This window comes from Reyranella sp. (assembly GCF_052439685.1).
Lineage (GTDB): Bacteria > Pseudomonadota > Alphaproteobacteria > Reyranellales > Reyranellaceae > Reyranella.
In genome coordinates, this window is sequence record NZ_JBQVQG010000030.1 from 25,957 (window position 1) to 46,280 (window position 20,324).

The 20,324-nt window shown below is 65.8% G+C and carries 17 protein-coding genes and 1 tRNA gene; 4 read left to right on the plus strand and 14 right to left on the minus strand.

Features of this window, described 5'->3' with window-relative positions:
- Positions 1-5: 5 nt before the first annotated feature.
- The 12 genes from ACT6UX_RS25635 to gyrA all read right to left on the minus strand — a co-directional run bounded on the left by ACT6UX_RS25635 (position 6) and on the right by gyrA (position 12,363).
- Positions 6-1,250 (minus strand): glycosyltransferase family 2 protein, encoded by a 1,245-nt coding sequence (locus ACT6UX_RS25635; RefSeq protein ID WP_444777989.1) that lies wholly within the window; start codon positions 1,248-1,250, stop codon positions 6-8.
- Positions 1,251-1,265: 15 nt separating this feature from the next.
- Complete coding sequence (locus tag ACT6UX_RS25640) at positions 1,266-1,988, minus strand: ABC transporter ATP-binding protein (protein ID WP_444777990.1); 723 nt, start codon at positions 1,986-1,988, stop codon at positions 1,266-1,268.
- The gene (locus ACT6UX_RS25645; protein ID WP_444777991.1) at positions 1,985-3,259 is read right to left on the minus strand and encodes an ABC transporter permease; all 1,275 of its coding nucleotides are present in this window, start codon (positions 3,257-3,259) and stop codon (positions 1,985-1,987) included. Before ACT6UX_RS25645 ends, ACT6UX_RS25640 begins: the two co-directional genes overlap by 4 nt.
- Positions 3,259-4,212: an HlyD family secretion protein gene (locus tag ACT6UX_RS25650; protein WP_444777992.1), complete on the minus strand. Its 954-nt coding sequence runs from the start codon at positions 4,210-4,212 to the stop codon at positions 3,259-3,261. The genes ACT6UX_RS25645 and ACT6UX_RS25650 overlap by 1 nt, the downstream gene beginning before the upstream one ends.
- 86 nt (positions 4,213-4,298) lie before the next feature.
- Entirely contained in the window at positions 4,299-5,348 is a 1,050-nt protein-coding gene (locus ACT6UX_RS25655; protein WP_444777993.1) for a polysaccharide biosynthesis/export family protein, read from the minus strand.
- A 191-nt stretch (positions 5,349-5,539) separates the two neighbouring features.
- On the minus strand, positions 5,540-5,923 hold the full coding sequence (locus ACT6UX_RS25660) for an STAS domain-containing protein (protein WP_444777994.1): 384 nt from the start codon (positions 5,921-5,923) through the stop codon (positions 5,540-5,542).
- On the minus strand, positions 5,920-7,077 hold the full coding sequence (locus ACT6UX_RS25665) for a glycosyltransferase (protein WP_444777995.1): 1,158 nt from the start codon (positions 7,075-7,077) through the stop codon (positions 5,920-5,922). The genes ACT6UX_RS25660 and ACT6UX_RS25665 overlap by 4 nt, the downstream gene beginning before the upstream one ends.
- 6 nt (positions 7,078-7,083) lie before the next feature.
- Positions 7,084-7,890 (minus strand): ABC transporter ATP-binding protein, encoded by an 807-nt coding sequence (locus tag ACT6UX_RS25670; RefSeq protein WP_444777996.1) that lies wholly within the window; start codon positions 7,888-7,890, stop codon positions 7,084-7,086.
- Positions 7,868-8,755 (minus strand): ABC transporter permease, encoded by an 888-nt coding sequence (locus ACT6UX_RS25675; RefSeq protein ID WP_444777997.1) that lies wholly within the window; start codon positions 8,753-8,755, stop codon positions 7,868-7,870. Before ACT6UX_RS25675 ends, ACT6UX_RS25670 begins: the two co-directional genes overlap by 23 nt.
- Positions 8,756-8,783: 28 nt before the next feature.
- Positions 8,784-8,858, minus strand: a tRNA-Lys gene (locus tag ACT6UX_RS25680).
- 87 nt (positions 8,859-8,945) lie between these two features.
- Positions 8,946-9,452, minus strand: coding sequence for a pantetheine-phosphate adenylyltransferase (gene coaD / locus ACT6UX_RS25685; protein WP_444777998.1), 507 nt, complete (start codon positions 9,450-9,452; stop codon positions 8,946-8,948).
- 55 nt (positions 9,453-9,507) lie between these two features.
- Complete coding sequence (gene gyrA, locus ACT6UX_RS25690) at positions 9,508-12,363, minus strand: DNA gyrase subunit A (protein ID WP_444777999.1); 2,856 nt, start codon at positions 12,361-12,363, stop codon at positions 9,508-9,510.
- A 177-nt stretch (positions 12,364-12,540) separates the two neighbouring features.
- Between gyrA and ACT6UX_RS25695 the strand changes: the two genes are divergently transcribed.
- Both ACT6UX_RS25695 and ACT6UX_RS25700 read left to right on the plus strand, forming a co-directional pair.
- Complete coding sequence (locus tag ACT6UX_RS25695) at positions 12,541-13,182, plus strand: HAD family hydrolase (protein WP_444778000.1); 642 nt, start codon at positions 12,541-12,543, stop codon at positions 13,180-13,182.
- Positions 13,179-13,610, plus strand: a complete 432-nt coding sequence (locus tag ACT6UX_RS25700; protein WP_444778001.1) for a thiol-disulfide oxidoreductase DCC family protein — start codon at positions 13,179-13,181, stop codon at positions 13,608-13,610. The genes ACT6UX_RS25695 and ACT6UX_RS25700 overlap by 4 nt, the downstream gene beginning before the upstream one ends.
- Here ACT6UX_RS25700 and ACT6UX_RS25705 read toward each other — a convergent pair.
- Positions 13,597-15,207, minus strand: coding sequence for a DUF4166 domain-containing protein (locus tag ACT6UX_RS25705; protein WP_444778002.1), 1,611 nt, complete (start codon positions 15,205-15,207; stop codon positions 13,597-13,599). The two genes, ACT6UX_RS25700 and ACT6UX_RS25705, sit on opposite strands and share 14 nt — an antisense overlap.
- A gap of 3 nt (positions 15,208-15,210) precedes the next feature.
- On the minus strand, positions 15,211-15,723 hold the full coding sequence (gene ssb / locus ACT6UX_RS25710; RefSeq protein ID WP_444778003.1) for a single-stranded DNA-binding protein: 513 nt from the start codon (positions 15,721-15,723) through the stop codon (positions 15,211-15,213).
- A 180-nt stretch (positions 15,724-15,903) separates the two neighbouring features.
- Between ssb and ACT6UX_RS25715 the strand changes: the two genes are divergently transcribed.
- Both ACT6UX_RS25715 and uvrA read left to right on the plus strand, forming a co-directional pair.
- A complete protein-coding gene (locus ACT6UX_RS25715) occupies positions 15,904-17,148 on the plus strand; it encodes an MFS transporter (protein WP_444778004.1) in 1,245 nt (414 codons plus the stop codon).
- Between the two features lie 75 nt (positions 17,149-17,223).
- The gene (uvrA, locus tag ACT6UX_RS25720; protein ID WP_444778005.1) at positions 17,224-20,112 is read left to right on the plus strand and encodes an excinuclease ABC subunit UvrA; all 2,889 of its coding nucleotides are present in this window, start codon (positions 17,224-17,226) and stop codon (positions 20,110-20,112) included.
- Positions 20,113-20,324 lie beyond the last annotated feature (212 nt).

Genomic DNA, 20,324 nt, shown 5'->3' on the forward strand with positions numbered 1-20,324 from the left:
CTGCCTCAACTCCCCGTCTTGGGTGTGCGGTTGAACTCGGTCTTCTTTCCGAAGCCAGCCCCCACGATCGCGGCGGCATTGGCGACGGCGAGATATACGATCAGCGCCGGCACGCTGGCAGCCGTGACCAGGTAGCGCACCGTGCCGCCCCGCTTCAGGCGACGGTAGGCCCCCCAGGTCATCCCGAACAGCACCGCGAGCATGCCGATCAGCCACAGCCAGAGACCGACGCGGAAGAGGCCGATCAATCGGCCATGGCCCAGGATCGACACGATCAGGGCCAAGACGCCGACCACGATCAGCGGAAAGACGAGCTGCTGGGCGAGCGCCACGGTCGTGGTGAGTTTGGCCTCGGTCGGCCACGCGGACTTCCAGATCGGCGCCATCAGCTTGCGGGCGACCTGCACGAATCCCTTGGACCAGCGGCTCTGCTGGGCACTGAAATCCTCGACCTTCTGGGGCAGCTCGCCGACCACATGCGTGTCCATCAGGAACACGCCGGTCCAGCCCTTCAGATAGGTTCGCAGCACCAGGTCGAGGTCCTCAGACAGTGTGTCGTGCGACCAGCCACCCGCCTCCTCGACCGCGGCGCGGCGCCAGATGCCTCCGGTGCCGTTGAACTGGAACGGCACACCCCGGCGGGCTCGCACATCCTGTTCGACGGCGAAATGCGCGTCCTGCATGAGGCGCTGGGCCCGCGTCAGCCAGTTGCGCTCACCATTGCCCCATTCGATTCGGGTCTGCACGAAGGCCGCGCGCGGGTTGGCGAGCATCGCCGCCATGGCCTCCTTCAGCCAGCCTGGCGGCGGCACGAAATCGGCGTCGAACACCGCGACATAGGGCGCATCATCGAGGGCGAGGCCTGCTGCCAGCGCACCAGCCTTGAAGCCGCCGCGGTCGTTGCGGCGGACGTGATGCGCGTCTATGCCGTCGCGGCGCAAGCGCGCGACGGCGTGCGCGGCGATGTCCGAGGTTATGTCGTTGCTGTCATCGAGGAGCTGGATGGTGAGCCGGTCGCGCGGCCAGTCGAGCGCGCCCATGGCGGCCATGGAGCGTTCGACCACCAGCGGCTCGTTGTAGACCGGCACCTGCACCAGGACGCGCGGCAGATCGGCCGGCAACGACGGACGTGCCCCCGTGTCGCGCGGCAGCTCGAACAGCCAGTAGACGAGGTAGAGGAAGTAGCCCGCGATCGCGAACTGTGCGGCGAGACACAGGAAGACGAGAAGATCGATCAGGAACAGCAGCATGCCGGGCCGCCGCTCTCAGTGATAGTGAATGGGGACTTCGAAGCAGCGGCCGTCCTCGATATGGAGGCGGCGCGAGGCGACGTCGAAGATGCGTTCGTCGTGGGTAGACAGCACCACAGCGCACTTGGCGCGCATCGACAAATCCTTGAGCTGGTCGACCACCAGCCTGCCCGAGACGCGGTCCAGCGCCGAGGTCGGCTCGTCGGCGATGATGAGATCGGGCAGTCCGATCATGGTGCGGGCGATCGCGACGCGCTGCTGCTGGCCGCCCGACAATTCATCCGGCCAGGCCGATGCCTTGTCACCGAGCCCGAGCATGCCGAGCAGATGCCGCGCCCGCGGTTCGTCCCAGGCCGGATCCGCGAAGGGCGTCGTGGAGACGCCGGCGATTACGTTCTGCAGCGCCGTCAACGATGACAGGAGATTGCGCTTCTGGAACAGGAAACGGATGCGATTGCGCAACACGTCGAGATCGGAACCGCCCAGGCCGACGATATCGGTACCCAGCAGCCGCAGCTTGCCCTCGGAGGGCTTGCGCATGGTCCCGAGGATGGTGAGCAACGTCGTCTTGCCCGAGCCCGATGGGCCGGTCACGATCACCAGCTCGCCCTCGCGGACCTGCATGTTGATATCGAACAGCACGTCCACCCGCTGCGGCCCCTCGCCGTAGTGGTGATGAACGTCGACAGCCTCGACGACAGGCGGCCCGAACCCCTGGGTGTCTGCCATAGCGGTCATTCGAACAGCATGATCGGGTCGACCCGCCACAGGCGCCGGATGGCAAACAGGCTGGAGACCAGGGTCATGATGAGGCAGGCGACCAGGGCCACGACCATCTCGCGCAGGCCCATGGACATGCCGAGATGCATGGCCGCCTCCGTGACGCCATAGACGAAGCGCCCGAGCGTGAAGGCCACGAGGAAGGCGGGCGTGATGATGGCTGCACCGATCTGGGCGATCATGAACAGGAAGAACCACCAGTCGTAGCCCAGGCTCTTCAGGATGGCATATTCGGGCAGGTAGAAGCGGATGATCTGATACTGGGCGTAGTAGATGAAGACCATGCCGATCATCACGCCCATCACGAAGCCCAGGTCGGTGATGTAGCCGACCGGCGTCTCGCGCGACCAGTAGGTGCGCTCGCGCTTCTCGAATTCCCGCAGCGTCAGGACCTCTCCGCGCCCCGCGAGCGCCGTGTTGAGTTCCTGCCGAACGGTACTGACGTCCGCATCCTTGGCGAGCTGGATCGCGATGAAGGCAGGCCGCTGTGACCACCACGAACCGAAGACCTCGGCCATCGTGTCCTCCGACATGATGATCGAGCCGTCGTTCAGCACGTTGGGGCCGAGCGCAAACGTGCCGACGACGAAGAGCTGGCGCAGCAATCCGCGATTGTCCGGCGGACCCAGGACCTGGAATTCGGGCTTGCCCGGCCCGACCTGATCGGCGAGATCGCCGAAATAAGGCCGTGACTCGCGATCGTAGAGCATCCGGCGGGCTTCGCGCAGCCGATACAGGTTCTCGCGCAGCCCAGGAACATCGATCGCTGGCCGCTCGACGTCGACGGCATACCAGGCAATGCGGCGCCCGCTTTCCATTCCCTTGTGCGTCAGCGACATGACGCCAAACCAGAACGGGAGCGTATTGGTCACCGCGGGATTGGCGGCCAGGACATCGGTCAGGGACGCTGGCACCTCGGCGTGAAGCTGCAGCGACTTGAAGCCGTAGGGCACCATGACGAGTTCGCCCACCACGGAGCGGTGAAGCCGGATCGCCGAATCATAGACAGCACGCTCGATGCCGAGCTGGGCGAAGATCACCAGCAGGCTGGCCGTCACGCCAGCGAGCGACAGAAGCGTGCTCGTGCGCTGGCGCTTGAGCTGTTGCGAGCCCAGCGGCATGCGTGTTGCCGTGATGGCGGCTGCCCGCAACCGGGTGAGCGAGAAATTCGGCAGCCAGCTGGACCAGCGCCGCGGCCGCGACTTCACCGCTGGCAGAGTGAGCGCCATCAGAGAAAGGTGACGCGCGTCTCGCGGCCCAGGACCTGCGGCATGCTGGACGGGTCGTCGAGTTGGATCTCGACCTGGACCACGCGCGCATCCGTCGAGGAGCCGCCATCCGGTTCCATGCGCTGCATGCGCTTCACGGTCGGCGCGACACGGGAGATTGTGCCGTAATAAACTGTCGGGCTGCCGCGGAACGTCACCTCGACCTTGCCTCCCGTCGCGATGCGCCCGACGTTCAGCTCATCGACATCGGCCAGGACGCGGAGCTGCGACAGGTCGACGATCTTGGCGATGCCGTTCGGGGAGACGCGCTCGCCCTGGCGCGTATAGATCTGGATCACCATGCCATCCAAGGGCGACCGGACCAGCGCCTGTTCGCGCGTGTTGCGGGCATTGTCGAGCTTCGCCTGGATGATCGAGATGTCCGTATCGATCTGCTGAAGGTCGGTCTGCAGCGTCTCCTGCAGGACACGCAGCTTGGCCTGTTCGCGCTCGAGAGCCTGCTGGGAAATGCTCTGTTCGAGCTGCTTCTGATCCGGCGGCTTGCCGGACCGCTGCATCTCGAGGCTCTTGAGCTTGACCTCCTCGACCGTCGACTTCACCACGACTTCCTGCATCGCGATCTCAGCGGCGCGGTAGCCGCTGACCATCGCCTCTCGCGCCTGGCGGGTCTTGGAAAGTTCCGCCTCCGTGGTGCGGACGGCAATATCGGCCTTGGGGTAATTGGACAGCACGGCGATGATCTCGTCGCGCTTCACCTTCTGGCCGTCGGTGATGCGAAGCTCGATCAGCACACCGCCGCCGGCAGGGTCACCGGCAATCAGGGCCGTACCGGCCGGCGCGTCCGTGTACCCGCGCGTAATCAGCGGCGCCGCCGGACGAGGCCCGTCCTGAGCACTGCTGGTCTGCCGGCTGGGCATCATCCACAGGGTCAGCGCCGCAGCGACGAGCAGCACGGCCAATCCTGTGGCGCCCCAAGTGAACTTTTTTGCCTGCGCCATAACAGATAGTACCAGAAAACCCTCGGGCACGCTGCCCCTAGTTAGAAGCCGCCCGTCGAGACGATGTTGCCTCTCGCAACTCCAACGATCGAAACGGTACGATAGATTGATGTCAATATCTTGTCGTACTCGTAGAGCGGCGCGTTGGTAATGTAGACGACGTCCTTCGGCAGGACCGGGAACTGCTGTGCGACGAAGATGGAGACGGGCTGGTAGAGATCCAGTCGAAACACCTTCGCACGGGCCGTGGGATTAGTCTGAAGCTCGCCCAATCGGAAGACATACACGCCAGTCTTGTTCGCCCGGGTGTCGTTCAAGCCCCCGACCGTACCCATCGCCTCGAGCAGGCTGATCGTGTGCTTGGACATCTCGACATTGCCGGCTTTCATCACGGCACCGAGCACCGTGAACGTACGCGGATTGGGGCGCACCACGATTTCGTCGTTCTTCTGAAGGCCGATGTCACCGCCGGCCAGGACGTCTGAGAACTGCGACTGCAGGATGATCTGGCCGTTGCGGCGGACGACCACTTCGAACTGGTTGGCGCCGACGCCGTTGGGCGCCTGCCCGCCGATACCGGCCGGGCCGCCCGCCTTGTTGATGGCCTCGACCACCGTGCGGACGCCTTCGAGCAGGGAGACGCGCCCGGGATTCCTGACATCGCCCGAAACCGTGACGGTGTGGGTCCGGTCAGCGACGAACTCGACGATGACCTGGGGTTCCTGCGCCTTGCCCGACGCCGTCACCTGCTGCGCGACCTTCTTCTCGATCTGGCTCAGGTCGAGCCCGGCGACCTTGATCGTACCGACGAAGGGCACGTTGATCGTACCGTCATCGGTGACGCGTTGGACGCCGAAATCCGCTCCCGGCCGCTGGATCGTCGGGAAAATGCTGCCTTCGTAGGGCTCGAAGATGCGCACCTTGATGGCATCGCCCGGGGCCACGGAAACCCGGCCTCCGGCGGGCAGGTTGCTCACCGTGGAAGGGCGGTCGACCGGCGGCGGCTGGCGATAGTTCGCGATGGTCGTCGGCGTGAGGTCTATCACGTCGAAGGGCAATGCTTCGCTGGCCGTGGAGGCCGCGCCCCCCATCCAAGGACCGTCACCGGGCAATGCGGTACAAGCCGCCAAGCCAAATCCCAAGCCGAGAACAATGGCCGTAGGGCGCGCGATAGCACGCAGCCAGCTCCAGATTGTCAAATCCCAATCTCCGTCCGGAACTGTCGCCACGCTTAGCGGCGCCTCGTCCCAACTCATTGATATCGCTCTCAGCCCAGTCGTAGTTAACCCGCGGTGCCGCGCTGGCGCAAGCTTTCCCCGCCCGATGGACTCGGATCCTTCTCGAGGCGCGCCGCGGCCTGCGCGGTGGTCTCGGCGATTTCGAGGAGTTCCGAGAATCCACTGACCACCAGGCAATCCCAGGCGGCTCCATGGAAGCTGCAGAATGCGACACGCGCCTGCACCTTTGCCGCCTCGTGCATGACCGTCGCGAAGGTCCGTACGCCGGCGGCACTCATGTATGCGACCGCACTGCCATCGACGATGATTCGCGCTCCCGGCCGCAGAGCCGTCAGCAGCATGCTTTCGACGCCCGCCACGGTGACTGTATCGACCTTTGCCGGCAACATCACGGTGGAGATCGGCTGGCTGCTGTTTCTGCTGTTCATGTGGACTTTCCAGAGGCGGTATTCCCTGACGAACCTTCAGCCGACGCCCGCCATCGGCCGCCGAGGTCGGTGCCGCGCCAGTCGATGGCCCGGCTCGAAAGCGCACTTGCGATCAGCACGGGCGCCAAGGCTTCACGGGCCAGCGCCGCCGCCGCGGCGCGCGCGCCGAACGCGAGGCCGCGGCCCGCCATGAACCATTTCTCCGCCAACAGCCAGGCGGCGGTATGGACCACCAGAGCGAGCACGATTGTCGAAGCGTTCGATCCCGAACAGAACAGGGCGGCGGCACCGGCGGCGCCGGTAGCGGCCCAGCCGATCGCCGGCTCCCACAGGACGAGCGGCCAGACCGGCAGACGCAGCCGCGTACGAGCCCACCGGACCTGGCGCCGCCAGACAGTCGACCAGGATCGCACCCCGAGCGGCAGGCGCGGCATCACCTCCCCGAGACGTGTGGTGAGGCCCAGTTCACGAACCGACCGCACGACCGAATAGTCGTCCGCGATCCATCGGTTGAAGCCCCGCCAGTTGCCGATCCGCTGCAGCGTATCGCGGGTCATGATCGTGACGCCACCGGAGGCCACGGCCAACCCCAGCCGATCGGCGGCGAACAGGAACTTGGCCTGATGGCCGTCGATATAAGCCCGCTCGATCTCGGCCGCGAAATTCCCCGGCGCATCAGCCGCCTTGAGTGCAAGCACCAGTCCCGCCCCCGCCGCGAGCGGTGCGGCGGCGCGTGTCAATTCGTCCGCCCCGAGCAGGATGCCGGCATCGCACAGCGCCACCACGTCCCGGCTGGCCGCTTCCAGTCCCTTGCGGACATTGTTCATCTTCGGGTTGAAGGTATCCCCAGTGCCGACGAGGATCGGCGCCTCCGGCCAGGTCCTTCTCGTTGGCGCGACCGCCGCATCGTCGCTGCGGGCCACGCAGATCAGAACTTCCGCCCCCGCCTCTGCCAGCCGGCGCAGGACCTCGACGTAGTCGGCTGACGCATCGGCGGCACCAGCCATCGGCGCAACGACGCTGAAGTCGCGCACCTGGTGCCGGATCGGAGAGAGCGCCCGGGGTGAGCGCCCCAGCGCGGCACTGGTCCACTGGATCGTCGCGCCGAGCGACCACCAGCCGAAGCCGAGCCACGCCAGGATGCCCGGCTCCATGCGGTCCTACTCGCCCGCTGCAACCTGCTTGGCGTTTCCGGAGGAGAAGCGCTGGACGTCGTCCTTCTCGACCAGGAGGGCGCGATGGTAGGAGCGGATGACGTCGTTGGGATCGCCCTGCTCGCGGATGCGCCCCTCCTCGATCCAGATCGCGCGCGTGCACAGGCGGCGGACCTCGGCCATCGAGTGGGACACGAAAAGCAGGGTCCCCGTCTTGCGGAAAGTGTCGATCCAGTCGAGGCACTTGCGCTGGAACGCCGCGTCACCGACGGATAGCGCCTCGTCGACGACCAGAATATCGGCCTCGACATGAGCACAGATCGAGAAGGCCAGACGGGTGCGCATACCCATCGAATAGTGCTTCACGGGCTGGTCCATATACTCGCCGATGCCGGCGAATTCGGCGATCGACTCGAACTTGCGCAACACCTCGCTACGCTTCAGTCCGAGCACGGCACCGCCGATGAGGACGTTCTCGCGGCCCGACAATTCCATGTCGAACGTCGAGCCCAGTGCCAGCACCGGCGCGATGCGGCCAGTGACTCGCAGTTCGCCGTGGCTGGGCAGCGTCATGCCGCAGACCACCTGCAGCAGGGTGGACTTGCCGCAGCCGTTACGGCCGAGAATGCCGATGCTCTCGCCCTTCTTCACCTCGAGGCTGATGTCGCGCAGCACCCAGAACGGCTTGAAGTACGCCTTCCACCAGCCGAACAGGACCTGCTTCAGCCAGTCGTTGCGATGGGCGTAGAGTTGAAACGCCTTGCCGAGGTTCTTGGCCTCGACGACGATCTCAGAGGACGTCGACGATGACATTCCGATACCTGTCAAAGAACCAATACCCAAAATAGAAGCTGAAGACCGAGATCAGCAGGGTCCAGCCGTACACGATCATGTTGGGCAGTTTGCCGAACAGGACGACGTCGCGCATGACCTCCACGAAGCCGGTCAGCGCGTTGGCATAGATCCAGAAGTTGAACGGCGCCGGCAGACCGGTGTGGGAGTAGAAAATCGGCGTCGCGAACATGAACAGCGGCACGATGGTGATCATCAGGTAGCCCGCGTCGCGCGTGAAGGCGCCCAGCGCTGCCAGGAACCACGACATGCCGATCAGGAAGGCCATGAACGGGATGAAGATCAGCGGCACCAGCAACACGGTCCACGGCAGGGAGCCGGTCATCGCGAGCTGGAACAGCAGCATCACCGCCCCGGAAATCAGCGTGTAAGCCGTGGCGCGCAGGGTCGAGATCACCGGCAGCATATCGCTGGGGAAGATCGTCTGCTTGATGAAATGAGTGTACTCGTGCAGCAGCATCGGCGCGCGGAACGCCATCTCCGAGAAGAAACTGAAGACGATGAGGCCGCTGAAGATGAACAGCGAATAGCTGACCTGTTTGCTGTCGGTGCCGTCGGTACCGTCGGTCGCCGGCAGGGAAAGCGTCGTGGTGAACGCGAAGGTGTAAACGGCGATCATCAGCAGGGGCGCAATGATCGCCCAGATCCAGCCGGCGATCGATCCTTTGAAGCGCTCGCGCACCTCGCGCCGCAGGATGGCAGCGATCAGGTCGCGATGCTGCACCATGCGGATGAACGGCTTCGCGATGAAGCTGGTGGCGCGCTCGATCGGACCGAGATTCTCGACCACGATCTGCTTGCCGTTGACGACTTTCACCGACGGCATGAGCCGTTCTTCTCCTTCTTGGGTCCAGTGGTGAGCCCGGTGGGGTACGATCCCACGACCCTCTGATTAAAAGTCAGATGCTCTACCGCTGAGCTACGGGCTCTTTCCGGTTCCGCGCCGCGGGCTTCTCCGCCGCGCGGCGCCGATATAAAGTGTGAGGGGCCGACGGTCAACGCGACCCGTATCGACCTCACGCCTTGCTGAACTTGGCCTTGAGACGCTCGAATACCCTTTTGGACACGAACTGCGAGGTGTCCCCCCCCAGCCGGGCGATATCCTTCACCAGGGATGAGGCAATGAATTGGTGTCGATCGGAGGCCATCAGGAAGATGGTTTCGATCGCAGGCTCCATGCGCGCATTCATGTTGGCCATCTGAATCTCGTACTCGAAGTCCGAGACGGCCCGCAGTCCGCGGATGATCACCGACGCGTTCACGTCGCGCGCAAAGTGGATCAGCAGCCCTTCGAACGGCACCACCGTGATGCGATCGCGGTCCGCCTGTGGAAAATCCGCGATGTCCTCGTTGATGATGTCGATCCGCTCCTCGAGCGAGAACAGCGGTCCCTTGCCCACGTTGATGTGCGGACCGATGACCAGCCTGTCGACGAGGCGCAGCGAGCGCCGCACGACTTCCATGTGCCCGCTCGTGATGGGATCGAACGTGCCCGGATAAACCCCGGTGCGTTCTGCGGCCATGTCTCCCCCTTGTACGCATACTGCGACGGCGAAGTCTTAGCGACACGACCGGTCCTTATCCACCGTTTGTTTCGGAACTGGAGTCCTGCTCCGTTCCTGTATTCGTATCCGCCTGGACGTCGCCGCTTGCGCCGTTGCCGGCATCGTCGTCGCCGATCCGAACCGCCGTCACGACGCGCTCGCCTTCGCTGACGTTGACGACGCGCACACCACGCGCCGCCCGCCCCGCGATCCGGATTCCATCCACCGGACAGCGGATAAGCGTGCCGGCGTCGGTGACCAGCATGATCTCATCGGTGTCGAGCACCGGCAGAGCCGCGACGATCTCGCCACCTTTGGCCAGGCTCATCAGCTCGACCCCCTTACCGCCGCGACCGGTCACCCGATACTCGTAGGCCGAGGTGCGCTTGCCGAAGCCGGACGAAGCGACCGTAAGCACGAACTCCTCCTTTGCCCGCAGCTCGGCGAACCGCTCGGGAGACAGGATATGGGCGGTCGAAACCGCCTCCTCGCCGACAGCGGCCTCCTCCTCCTCCGTCGTCTCCACCAGCGGCTCGCCCGACTCCGTGGCGTTCTCCACCTGCCGCAGGGCCCGCGACTGGCGCAGATAGGCGTCCCTGTCTTCAGTCGGGATTCCCTTGCCCCCGTCGACCAGGGACATTGAGATCACCTCGTCGCCCTCGGCCAGCGCGATGCCGCGCACGCCGGTCGAATTGCGGCTGGCGAAGACGCGTACCGTCGAGACCGGGAACCGCATGGCGCGGCCCTGGCGGGTCGCCAGCAGCACGTCCTGCTCCTCGGAGCAGACACCGACGCCGATCAGACGGTCGCCTGTATCCCCGCCCTCGAACTTCATGGCGATCTTGCCGCCCTGGTTGACGCTGGTGAAGTCGCTGAGCTCGTTGCGACGCACGCCGCCGCGCGCCGTGGCGAACATGACGTTCAGCTTGGCCCAGCTCGATTCGTCCTCCGGCATCGGCATGACCGCGCTGATGGTCTCGCCTTCGCTGAGGGGTAGCAGGTTCACGAACGCCTTGCCGCGCGCCTGCGGAGCGCCGAGCGGCAGCCGCCAGACCTTGAGCTTGTAGACGATGCCGCGGCTGGAGAAGAACAGCACCGGCGTATGCGTGTTGGCCACGAACAGGCTGGACACGAAATCGTCCTCGCGTGTCGCCATGCCGGAACGGCCCTTGCCGCCGCGCCGCTGCGCCCGGTAGGCCGACACCGGCACGCGCTTGACGTACCCGCCATGGGTCACCGTCACGACCATGTCCTCGCGCTGGATCAGGTCCTCGATGTCCTGCTCGAACTCGTTGTCGACGATCTGGGTCCGCCGCGGCGTGGCGTACTTCTCCTTGATCTCGCGCAGCTCCTCGCCCATCAGCGCGAACAGCTTGCCCCGATCGCCCAGCAGCTCGAGATAGCCCTCGATCAGCTTCGCGACCTCGGTCAGTTCCTCGGCGATCTTGTCGCGCTCCAGGCCGGTGAGGCGCTGCAGCCGCAGTTCGAGGATCGCGCGGGCCTGGGCCTCGGAGAGCCGGTAGGTTCCCTCGGCCGACACTTCGCGGCCGGGCTCGGCGATCAGCTCGATCAGCGGCTTCACGTCGGCGGCCGGCCAATCCTTGGCCATCAGCCGCTCGCGCGCCACGTTCGGATCGGGCGAACTGCGGATCATCGCAATCACCTCGTCGATATTGGCGACGGCGATCGCCAGACCGACCAGCACATGGGCGCGGTCGCGCGCGTGGTTGAGCTCGAAGCGCGTGCGCCGGGTGATCACCTCGGCCCGGAACTCGATGAAGGCCTCGAGCAGTTCCTTGAGGCTCATCAGCTTCGGCCGGCCGCCGTCGAGCGCCAGGGCGTTGACGCTGAAGCTCGTCTGCAAGGGCGTGAAGCGATAGAGCTGGTTGAGCACGACGTCGGCCATCGCGTCGCGCTTCAGGTCGATGACCAGCCGCACGCCATCCCTGTCGCTCTCGTCGCGGATCTCGGAGATCCCCTCGACCTTCTTGTCGCGCACCACCTCGGCGATGCGCTCGTGCAACCTTGCCTTGTTCTCCTGGTACGGAATCTCGGTGACGACGATCGACTCGCGGCCTCCGGCTTTCGCCTCGATGTTGGTCTTGGCCCGCATGATCATCGAGCCGCGGCCGAGCTCGAAAGCGGCCCGAATACCGTTGCGGCCGAGGATGATGCCGCCGGTCGGAAAATCCGGACCCGGCACGTACTCGGTGAGCTGCGGCACGGTCAGCTCTGGATTGGCGATCAGCGCCAGGCAGGCATCGATCAGTTCGCCGAGATTGTGCGGCGGAATGTTTGTCGCCATGCCCACGGCGATTCCGCCGGCGCCGTTGGCCAGCAGATTCGGATAGGCCGCCGGCAAAACCGTCGGCTCGCTCTCGCGCTCGTCGTAGTTCGGCTGGAACTCGACCGTGTCCTTGTTGATGTCATCGAGCAGCGTCTCAGCGACGGTGGCCAGACGCGCCTCGGTGTAACGCATCGCCGCCGGCGGATCGCCGTCCATCGAGCCGAAGTTGCCCTGCCCGGAGATCAGCGGCAGGCGCATCGAGAAGTCCTGCGCCATTCGCACCATCGCGTCGTAGATCGCGCTGTCGCCGTGCGGGTGATACTTGCCCATCACGTCGCCGACGATGCGCGCCGACTTGCGGAAGGGCCGCGTCGAATCGTAGCCGCCCTCCTTCATCGCGTAGAGGATGCGGCGCTGCACAGGCTTCAGGCCGTCGCGCGCGTCGGGAAGCGCCCGCGACACGATCACGCTCATGGCGTAGTCGAGGTAGGAGCGGCGCATCTCCTCTTCGATGGTGATCGGCGCGATATCGTGCGGGGAAGACGGAGGCGGAGGCGCGTCGGAGGGCGGCGGCGCCGGCGGCAGGGTCGTATCGTCGCTCACGGAAACCTGGGATTTTTCTCGTTCTTGCAGCCCGTCCGGAGGCTCCGGCAGGGGTATTTCGCAACCTACCAAACAAGCCCCGGAAGACCAACAAAAATCGCCCGGCAGACCGCCCTTTAATGCTTTGATATTATTGACTAAATTCGCACCGAAAATACCTCATGGAAAGGCAGCGAATTGCCCCCAGAAAATGCCCCCTCCCGCCCCTCCGTCGTGGTCTTCGACATGGGCGGCGTGCTGATCGACTACAATCCACGGCACCTCTACCGGAAGCTGTTTCCCCGGGAAGCGGAGATGGAGGCGTTCCTGGCCAACGTGACCACCCGAGAATGGCACATGCGGCAGGACTACGATGGCGACCCCGCGATCGCCACGCGCGAACTGCAGGCGCTCCATCCGGGCAAGGAAGCGCTGATTGCGGCCTATTACGACCGTTTCGATGAGATGCTGGACCATGCCTTCCCGGCCATGGCGGCGCTCGTTGAACGGCTGGGTGACGCTGGCGTGCCGCTCTATCTGCTCTCCAATGCGCCGGGCTTCCTCGACCGCTGGCTGCGCGGACCGGCACAGGCGAAGCACCCCTTCGTCGGCCGCTTCCGCGACTTCATCGTCTCCGGCAACGTCCGCTGCTGGAAGCCCGACGCCGGCATCTACCGGCTTGCCTGCGAGACCGGCGGTTTCAGTCCACAGGACGCGGTGTTCATCGACGACGTGGTCGCGAACGTGGAGGGTGCCCGGGCCACCGGCATGAGCGCCATCCACCACCGCTCCGCGGAGGAGACGGTCGCCGAACTGCGCGCGCTGGGCTTTCCTGCGTGAAACTCCCGGCGGCCCTCGGCGACCTGCCGCAGCCGCTCTATTTCTTCGACGGCCAGTGCGTGCTGTGCAGCCGCTTCGTCGCCTTCTGCCTGAAGCGCGATCCGGCCGGCCGCCTCAAGTTCGCCAGCGCACAGTCGCCCCTCGGCAAGCGGGTCCTCGCCGAGCTCGATCTGCCCGCCGACACGCTCGACCGAACGATCCTCCTGATCGAGGACAACAGGGTCGACACGCGCTCGACCGCCGCGCTGCGGGCGCTACGCTATCTGCGCGGCCCGGCGCGCTTTCTCTACCCGCTGATCCTGATCCCGAAGATCCTGCGGGATCCGATCTACGACATCGTCGCGCGCAACCGGATCCGCTGGTTCGGCCGCCTCGATTCCTGTCTCATGCCGTCACCGCAGACGCGCGACCGTTTCATCGACCTGTGAGGAAGCCGCGATAGCGCACCAGCCGGCCGATCCAGGGCAGGCCGATCTCGACGTCGAACAGGAAACATCCCTCCTCATCCTCGGTCTCGACCGCCTTGATACGGGGCCAGCAGAAGCGCGGCAGCTTCACGCCCAGAAAGCGCATCCCCGCCATCACGAGTTCGAGCCGGCCATCCTTCACGGGCACCCTGAGATCGAAGGCAAGCAGTCCGAATTTCTCGACGATCCAACCCATGGGTCGGCGCAGCCCGATATATTGCTCGGAACGCATGGTGCGGCCGCCGACCCGCCGTATCCAGGTCTCGCGGCTGCCCCGTACGACGAAATCGACCTCGATGGGCGCGTCCGCCGTCGCGGGCGGCAATGCGAACAGGCGCGCCACGATCCGCCCGGCAAGGCTGGTCGGTCCCTCGACCGAGCACCCGCCGCGCCATGTGCCGCCCGCGCCGTCATGAAGGGTTTGCCCGGCGGCGGACATCGCGCCGTAGGCTCTGCCCAGGGCTCGGCGATAGAGCGAGGGCTGGAAGGACGCCTCCTTCCCGCCCCATCCCGATGCGATGCGCAGATGCGCCCGCATCCATTCGGCCTCGATCTGCGCTAATGACAGGAGGCCGATGCAGGGCATGGCGCCCCGCTGGGTCACCTCCCCGCGCGCCAGCTTGCGCACCAACGCCGCGGTTGGCGTGGCGGGGATGAACGGACCATCGCCACCTTCGGCCACCAGCGACCAGCTTCGCGTCCCGGATGCGCCCTCCAGATCGATGCGCAGCCCGCCTCGATCGGTACCGAAGGCACGCAGCCGGTCTGCCACCCAGGCCAACGGCATGGCCGCCGGCCTCAGCGAACGAAGGACTCCAAGGCGGACGGGCACGGCCAGAAGCCAGAGCCCGAGATGCAGGACGGAGAGTTCCAGGCCGGCGCCAGCATAGGTTTCGCGAACGCCAAAACGCTGGCGGAACAAGGCCGGTTCGGGCAGGTCGCAGGAAGCCGACCAGCGGCGGCCCAGTCCGGGTACGGCGATGCGGCGAAGGCTGCCCCAGACGTGTCGCCCCGGCTGGTCGGGAATGGGCCTGCCGGCGCCCGACAGAATGGCCTCGATCAGGGCGCGGCCGCGCGGCGCGTCGTTGCCCGGCACGATGGCGAACGACACACGGTCGACGGCCATGCCCTCGCCGAGGGCCTGCTGCAGTACGGCCCCGGTGAGCGCCGGCGCCGTACTGGCGCCCGAGCAAACGAGCACGCCCGCTTCCTGAGCCGCCGCATCCAGACGGTCGATGCCGCAGACGAAGGCGCGATCGTCGGACAGGTCGAGATAGTGGACGCCGTGGCGGATGCAGATCTCCGCCACCGAATAGTCTTGGCCCTGAAAAGGCCCGGCGACATGGACCAGCACGTCGAACTGTCGCGAGGCGAGGACTCGGCCAAGGTCGCGCCGCCAATCGAGTACCAGACCCGCGACGCCCAGTTCGGCCGCCAGCGACGCGACCTTGCCCGCGTCGCGGGCGCCGATCGTCAGACCGATGAGAGGATCGTTCGCCAGCAGGCGGCATAACCTGCCGCCAAAGACGCCCGTCCCGCCAAGGACGAGCGTCCGCACGGCCTAGAACGGAATGTCGTCGTCGAGTTCGGCCTTGGCGCGCGGCGCGGCACGTCCACCGCCGCCGCCACCACCGCCGCTCGACATTCCGCCGCCACCGGACATGCCGCCGCCGCCGAAATCGTCGTCCATGCCGCCGCCCCCGCCGCCGTCACCACCGCCGCTGCGGCCGTCGAGCATGGTGAGCGAGCCGCCGAAACGCGGAATGACCACTTCGGTCGTGTAGCGCTCCTGACCGCTCTGGTCGGTCCACTTGCGGGTGGTGAGCTGGCCCTCGAGATAGACCTTGGCGCCCTTCTTCAGGAATTTCTGGGCCACTTCGGCCAGCTTGTCGTTGAAGATCACGACGCGGTGCCACTCGGTGCGTTCCTTGCGCTCGCCGCTGTTGCGATCGCGCCAGGTCTCCGATGTCGCCACCGACATGTTCACCAGCGAACGGCCGTCCTGCATGGACTTCACTTCGGGATCGCGGCCGAGATTTCCGACCAGAATGACTTTGTTGACGCTGCCCGCCATGGGGGCCTCCCTGGGCTTTCCCGGCGCCGCGGGACGCGGCACCTACCTCACGGCGGGCAACCTAGCCCCGGCCGCCTGTGGGCAGCCACCAAATTACGGTTGTGGCGTGAGGTCTTCTCATGCGGGCCCTCCGACAATTCATTGGTTGAGGCGGCAAAGTCTCCCGTATGTTCCGCGGCCATGAGCAAACCCTTCCACGTTCCCCAGGTTTCGACCGGCCAGGCCTACGCCATGCTGGGCGGGGCGGCGCTGATGATGACCCTGGCCATGGGCATCCGGCAGAATCTCGGCCTCTTCCAGGCGCCGGCTTCCAAGGAACTCGGGATCGCGATCTCGGACTTCGCGCTGGCGATCTCCGTCCAGCAGGTCGCCTGGGGCGTGAGCCAGCCGATTGCCGGCATCTTCGCCGACAAGTACGGCACGCGCTGGGTCGCCATGATCGGCAGCGCCCTGTTCATCCTGGGAATCTGGCTGACCGCCACGGCCCAGGGCGTCCTGCCCATCATCCTGGGCGCCGGCGTCCTGATCGGCGTGGCGCTCGCCTGCACGACCTCGGGCATCACTGCCAACATCGCCGCCCGCGTCGTCGAGCCGGGCCGCCGGACATTGGCCTTCGGCCTCGTCTCGGCCGCCGGCTCGGTCGGCACGATGGTGACGGCGCCGATCGCCGCCTACCTTCTCAATACCGACGGCTGGCGCGCCGCCATCTGGGCCTTCGTGATCCTGGCGCTGGCCATGCTGCCGGCCGCCTGGATCGGCAGCCGGGCCGACAAACTGCCCAACACGCTGTCGACCGATCGCAACCTCACCCTGACGGGTGCGCTCGACGAAGCCCGGCGCCATACCGGCTATGTCGTGATGGCGCTGGCCTTCTTCGTCTGCGGGCTGCAGCTCGTCTTCATCACAACCCACCTGCCGACCTATCTCGCGCAATGCGGCATGGACCCGTCCTACAGCGCCGTGGCGCTGATGCTGATCGGCGGCTTCAACATCCTGAGTTCATGGCTGTTCGGTTGGCTGGGTGACAAATACCCCAAGCGCCTGCTGCTGGGCGCGATCTACCTGCTGCGCTCGCTGGCGGTGGCGCTGTTCTTCCTGTTCCCCCCGACACCGCTCTCGGTCGTGCTGTTCGGTGCCGCCATGGGCACCCTGTGGCTGGGGGTCATCCCGCTGGTCAACGGGCTGGTGGTGCAGATCTTCGGCCTGCGCTTCCTGTCGACCCTGACCGGCATCGCCTTCCTCAGCCACCAGGCCGGATCCTTCCTCGGCGCCTGGGGCGGCGGCTACATCTTCGATCTGATGGGCTCCTACGATCTCGCCTGGAAGATCGGCGTGCTGATCGGCCTGATCGCGGGCACCGCGCAGCTTCTGATGAACGATCGGCCGACCGCGCGGGTGCTGGCAGCGCAAGCATCGCCAGCGTGACGCAGGGCACTGGCGGAGTCAGGGGATAATCGCCATATGCGCTGATCCCGCGCATACCTTATGGTTCCGGTCCTGATGGCCAAGTCCCGCTTACCCGCTGCCGAGCCGCATCGCTTCATCTCCGTACGGGGGGCACGCGAGCACAATCTCAAGAATGTCGACGTCGACCTGCCGCGAGACAGGCTGGTGGTGATCACCGGCCTCTCCGGCTCGGGCAAGTCGTCGCTCGCCTTCGACACGATCTACGCCGAGGGCCAGCGCCGCTACGTCGAGAGCCTTTCGGCCTATGCCCGCCAGTTCCTCGAGCTGATGCAGAAGCCCGACGTCGATTCCATCGAGGGCCTCTCGCCCGCGATCTCGATCGAGCAGAAAACGACGTCGCGCAATCCGCGCTCGACGGTCGGCACCGTCACCGAGATCTACGACTATCTGCGCCTGCTGTTCGCCCGCGTCGGCGTGCCCTACTCGCCCGCGACGGGACTGCCGATCGAGAGCCAGACCGTCTCGCAGATGGTCGACCGCATCAAGACGATGCCGGACGGCACGCGCCTCTACCTGATGGCGCCGATCGTGCGCGGCCGGAAGGGCGAGTACCGCAAGGAACTGCAGGAGCTGCAGCGCAAGGGCTTCCAGAGGGTCAAGGTCGACGGCAAGCTCTACGAGATCGCCGAGGCGCCGACACTCGACAAGAAGTTCAAGCACGACATCGACGTGGTCGTGGACCGCATCGTCGTGAAGCCCGATCTCGGCAACCGCCTCGCCGATTCGCTCGAGACGGCGCTTACCCTCGCCGAGGGTCTGGCCATCGCCGAGAACGCCGACAATGGCGAGCGCACGGTTTTCTCCGCCCGCTTCGCCTGCCCGGTCTCGGGCTTCACGATCGAGGAGATCGAGCCGCGCCTCTTCTCGTTCAATGCGCCACAGGGCGCCTGCCCGGCCTGCGACGGCTTGGGCGTAAAAATGTTCTTCGATCCGGAGATGGTGGTGCCGGATGACCGGCTCTCGCTCTCGGAAGGTGCGGTCGCGCCGTGGGCCGATTCCTCGGGCCAGTATTACATGCAGACGCTCGACAGCATCGCCAAGCACTTCAAGGTCAAGACCTCGGTGCCGTGGCGCGACCTGCCGAAGAAGGTGCGCGACACGATTCTCTACGGCAGCGGCAGCGAGTCCGTCGCCATGCGCTACGACGACGGCATCCGCCAGTACCAGACGACCAAGCCGTTCGAGGGCGTGATCCCCAATCTCGACCGCCGCTGGCGGGAGACCGATTCCTCGTGGGTGCGCGAGGAGCTGGAGCGCTTCCAGCACGAGAGCAAGTGCGAGGTCTGCAACGGCGCCCGCCTCAAGCCGGAGGCGCTCGCGGTCAAGATCGCCGGCCTCAACATCAGCCAGACGACCGAGTTCTCGATCGGCGAGGCGGTGAAGTGGTTCCTTGCGCTCGATCCCAAGCTCACGGCCAAGCAGCGCGAGATCGCCGCCCGCATCCTGAAGGAGATCAACGAGCGGCTGGGCTTCCTCGACAATGTCGGCCTGTCCTACCTGACCCTGAATCGCACCTCCGGCACACTGTCGGGCGGCGAGAGCCAGCGCATTCGCTTGGCGTCGCAGATCGGCTCCGGCCTGACGGGTGTGCTCTACGTACTCGACGAGCCCTCGATCGGCCTGCATCAGCGCGACAACGATCGGCTGCTCAAGACGCTGACGCGCCTGCGCGACCTCGGCAACACGGTGCTGGTGGTCGAGCATGACGAGGACGCGATCCGCTCGGCCGACTATCTGGTCGACATGGGGCCCGGCGCCGGCGCCCATGGCGGCACCGTGATCGCCCAGGGAACGCCCGACGAGGTGATGCGCAACAGCGCGAGCCTCACCGGCCAATATCTCTCCGGCTTCCGTCAGGTCCCGATTCCCAAGGTGCGGCGCGAGCCGCCGCCGAAGAACGGGCGCTGGCTCACCCTGAAGGGCGCCAAAGAGAACAATCTCCAGAACGTGACCGCCAGCATCCCGCTCGGCACCTTCACCTGCGTCACCGGCGTGTCGGGCAGCGGCAAGAGCACCCTGATCGTCGAGACGCTCTACAAGGCGCTGGCCAAGCAGCTGAACAAGGCGCGCGAACATGCCGGCGCGCATGCCACGCTCGAGGGCGTCAATCATCTCGACAAGATCGTCGACATCGACCAGTCGCCGATCGGCCGTACGCCGCGCTCGAACCCGGCGACCTATACCGGCGCCTTCTCGCCGATCCGCGACTGGTTCTCGCAACTGCCGGAGTCGACCGAGCGCGGTTACAAGCCCGGACGCTTCTCCTTCAACGTGAAGGGCGGCCGCTGCGAGGCCTGCCAGGGCGACGGCGTCATCAAGATCGAGATGCACTTCCTACCCGACGTCTACGTCGAGTGCGATGTCTGCAAGGGCAAGCGCTACAATCGCGAGACGCTGGAGATCGTGTTCCGCGGCAAGTCGATTGCCGACGTTCTCGACATGACGGTCGACGAGGGCTGCGAGTTCTTCAAGGCGGTGCCGGTCATCCGCGACAAACTGCTGACACTCCAACAGGTCGGCTTGGGTTACATCCATATCGGCCAGCAGGCGACGACCCTGTCGGGCGGCGAAGCGCAGCGGGTCAAGCTCGCCAAGGAGCTTTCACGACGGGCCACCGGCCGCACGCTCTACATCCTCGACGAGCCGACCACCGGTCTGCACTTCGAGGACGTGCGCAAGCTGCTGGAAGTGCTGCATCGCCTGGTCGAGACCGGCAACACGGTGCTGGTGATCGAGCACAATCTCGAAGTCATCAAGACCGCCGACTGGGTGCTCGACATGGGCCCCGACGGCGGATCCGGCGGCGGTCGCCTGGTCGCCGAGGGCCCGCCCGAGGCGATCGTGAAGGTGCCGGAGAGCTATACCGGTCAATACCTCGCCCGCCTGCTGCCGCGCAGTTCGACGGCGAAGAAACGCGCTTAGAGTTTCCGCTTCAAGTCGACCCGCACCACCTCATCCTGAGAGAAGCGGCCACGGGCCGCGTCTCGAAGGATGCAGCAGGCGCGGTGCTCGTGCCCATGCTCCTGCGAAGCGCTCGTAGCTCGAGAACGTCACATCGAACCGATGCAATCTGAGCTCTGTCATTGCTCCGTCAACCGTCATCACGACACATGATTCGGGGGGTGCGACCTTCG

Bases quoted from the DNA above. Each gene is read 5' to 3' on its own strand.
- ACT6UX_RS25635 (WP_444777989.1), bottom strand. From the start codon at position 1,250: ATGCTGCTGTTCCTGATCGATCTTCTCGTCTTCCTGTGTCTCGCCGCA.
- ACT6UX_RS25715 (WP_444778004.1), top strand. From the start codon at position 15,904: ATGAGCAAACCCTTCCACGTTCCCCAGGTTTCGACCGGCCAGGCCTAC.
- ssb (WP_444778003.1), bottom strand. From the start codon at position 15,723: ATGGCGGGCAGCGTCAACAAAGTCATTCTGGTCGGAAATCTCGGCCGC.
- coaD (WP_444777998.1), bottom strand. From the start codon at position 9,452: ATGGCCGCAGAACGCACCGGGGTTTATCCGGGCACGTTCGATCCCATC.
- ACT6UX_RS25665 (WP_444777995.1), bottom strand. From the start codon at position 7,077: ATGGAGCCGGGCATCCTGGCGTGGCTCGGCTTCGGCTGGTGGTCGCTC.
- uvrA (WP_444778005.1), top strand. From the start codon at position 17,224: ATGGCCAAGTCCCGCTTACCCGCTGCCGAGCCGCATCGCTTCATCTCC.
- ACT6UX_RS25640 (WP_444777990.1), bottom strand. From the start codon at position 1,988: ATGACCGCTATGGCAGACACCCAGGGGTTCGGGCCGCCTGTCGTCGAG.
- ACT6UX_RS25660 (WP_444777994.1), bottom strand. From the start codon at position 5,923: ATGAACAGCAGAAACAGCAGCCAGCCGATCTCCACCGTGATGTTGCCG.
- ACT6UX_RS25675 (WP_444777997.1), bottom strand. From the start codon at position 8,755: ATGCCGTCGGTGAAAGTCGTCAACGGCAAGCAGATCGTGGTCGAGAAT.
- ACT6UX_RS25645 (WP_444777991.1), bottom strand. From the start codon at position 3,259: ATGGCGCTCACTCTGCCAGCGGTGAAGTCGCGGCCGCGGCGCTGGTCC.
- ACT6UX_RS25655 (WP_444777993.1), bottom strand. From the start codon at position 5,348: ATGGGGGGCGCGGCCTCCACGGCCAGCGAAGCATTGCCCTTCGACGTG.
- ACT6UX_RS25670 (WP_444777996.1), bottom strand. From the start codon at position 7,890: ATGTCATCGTCGACGTCCTCTGAGATCGTCGTCGAGGCCAAGAACCTC.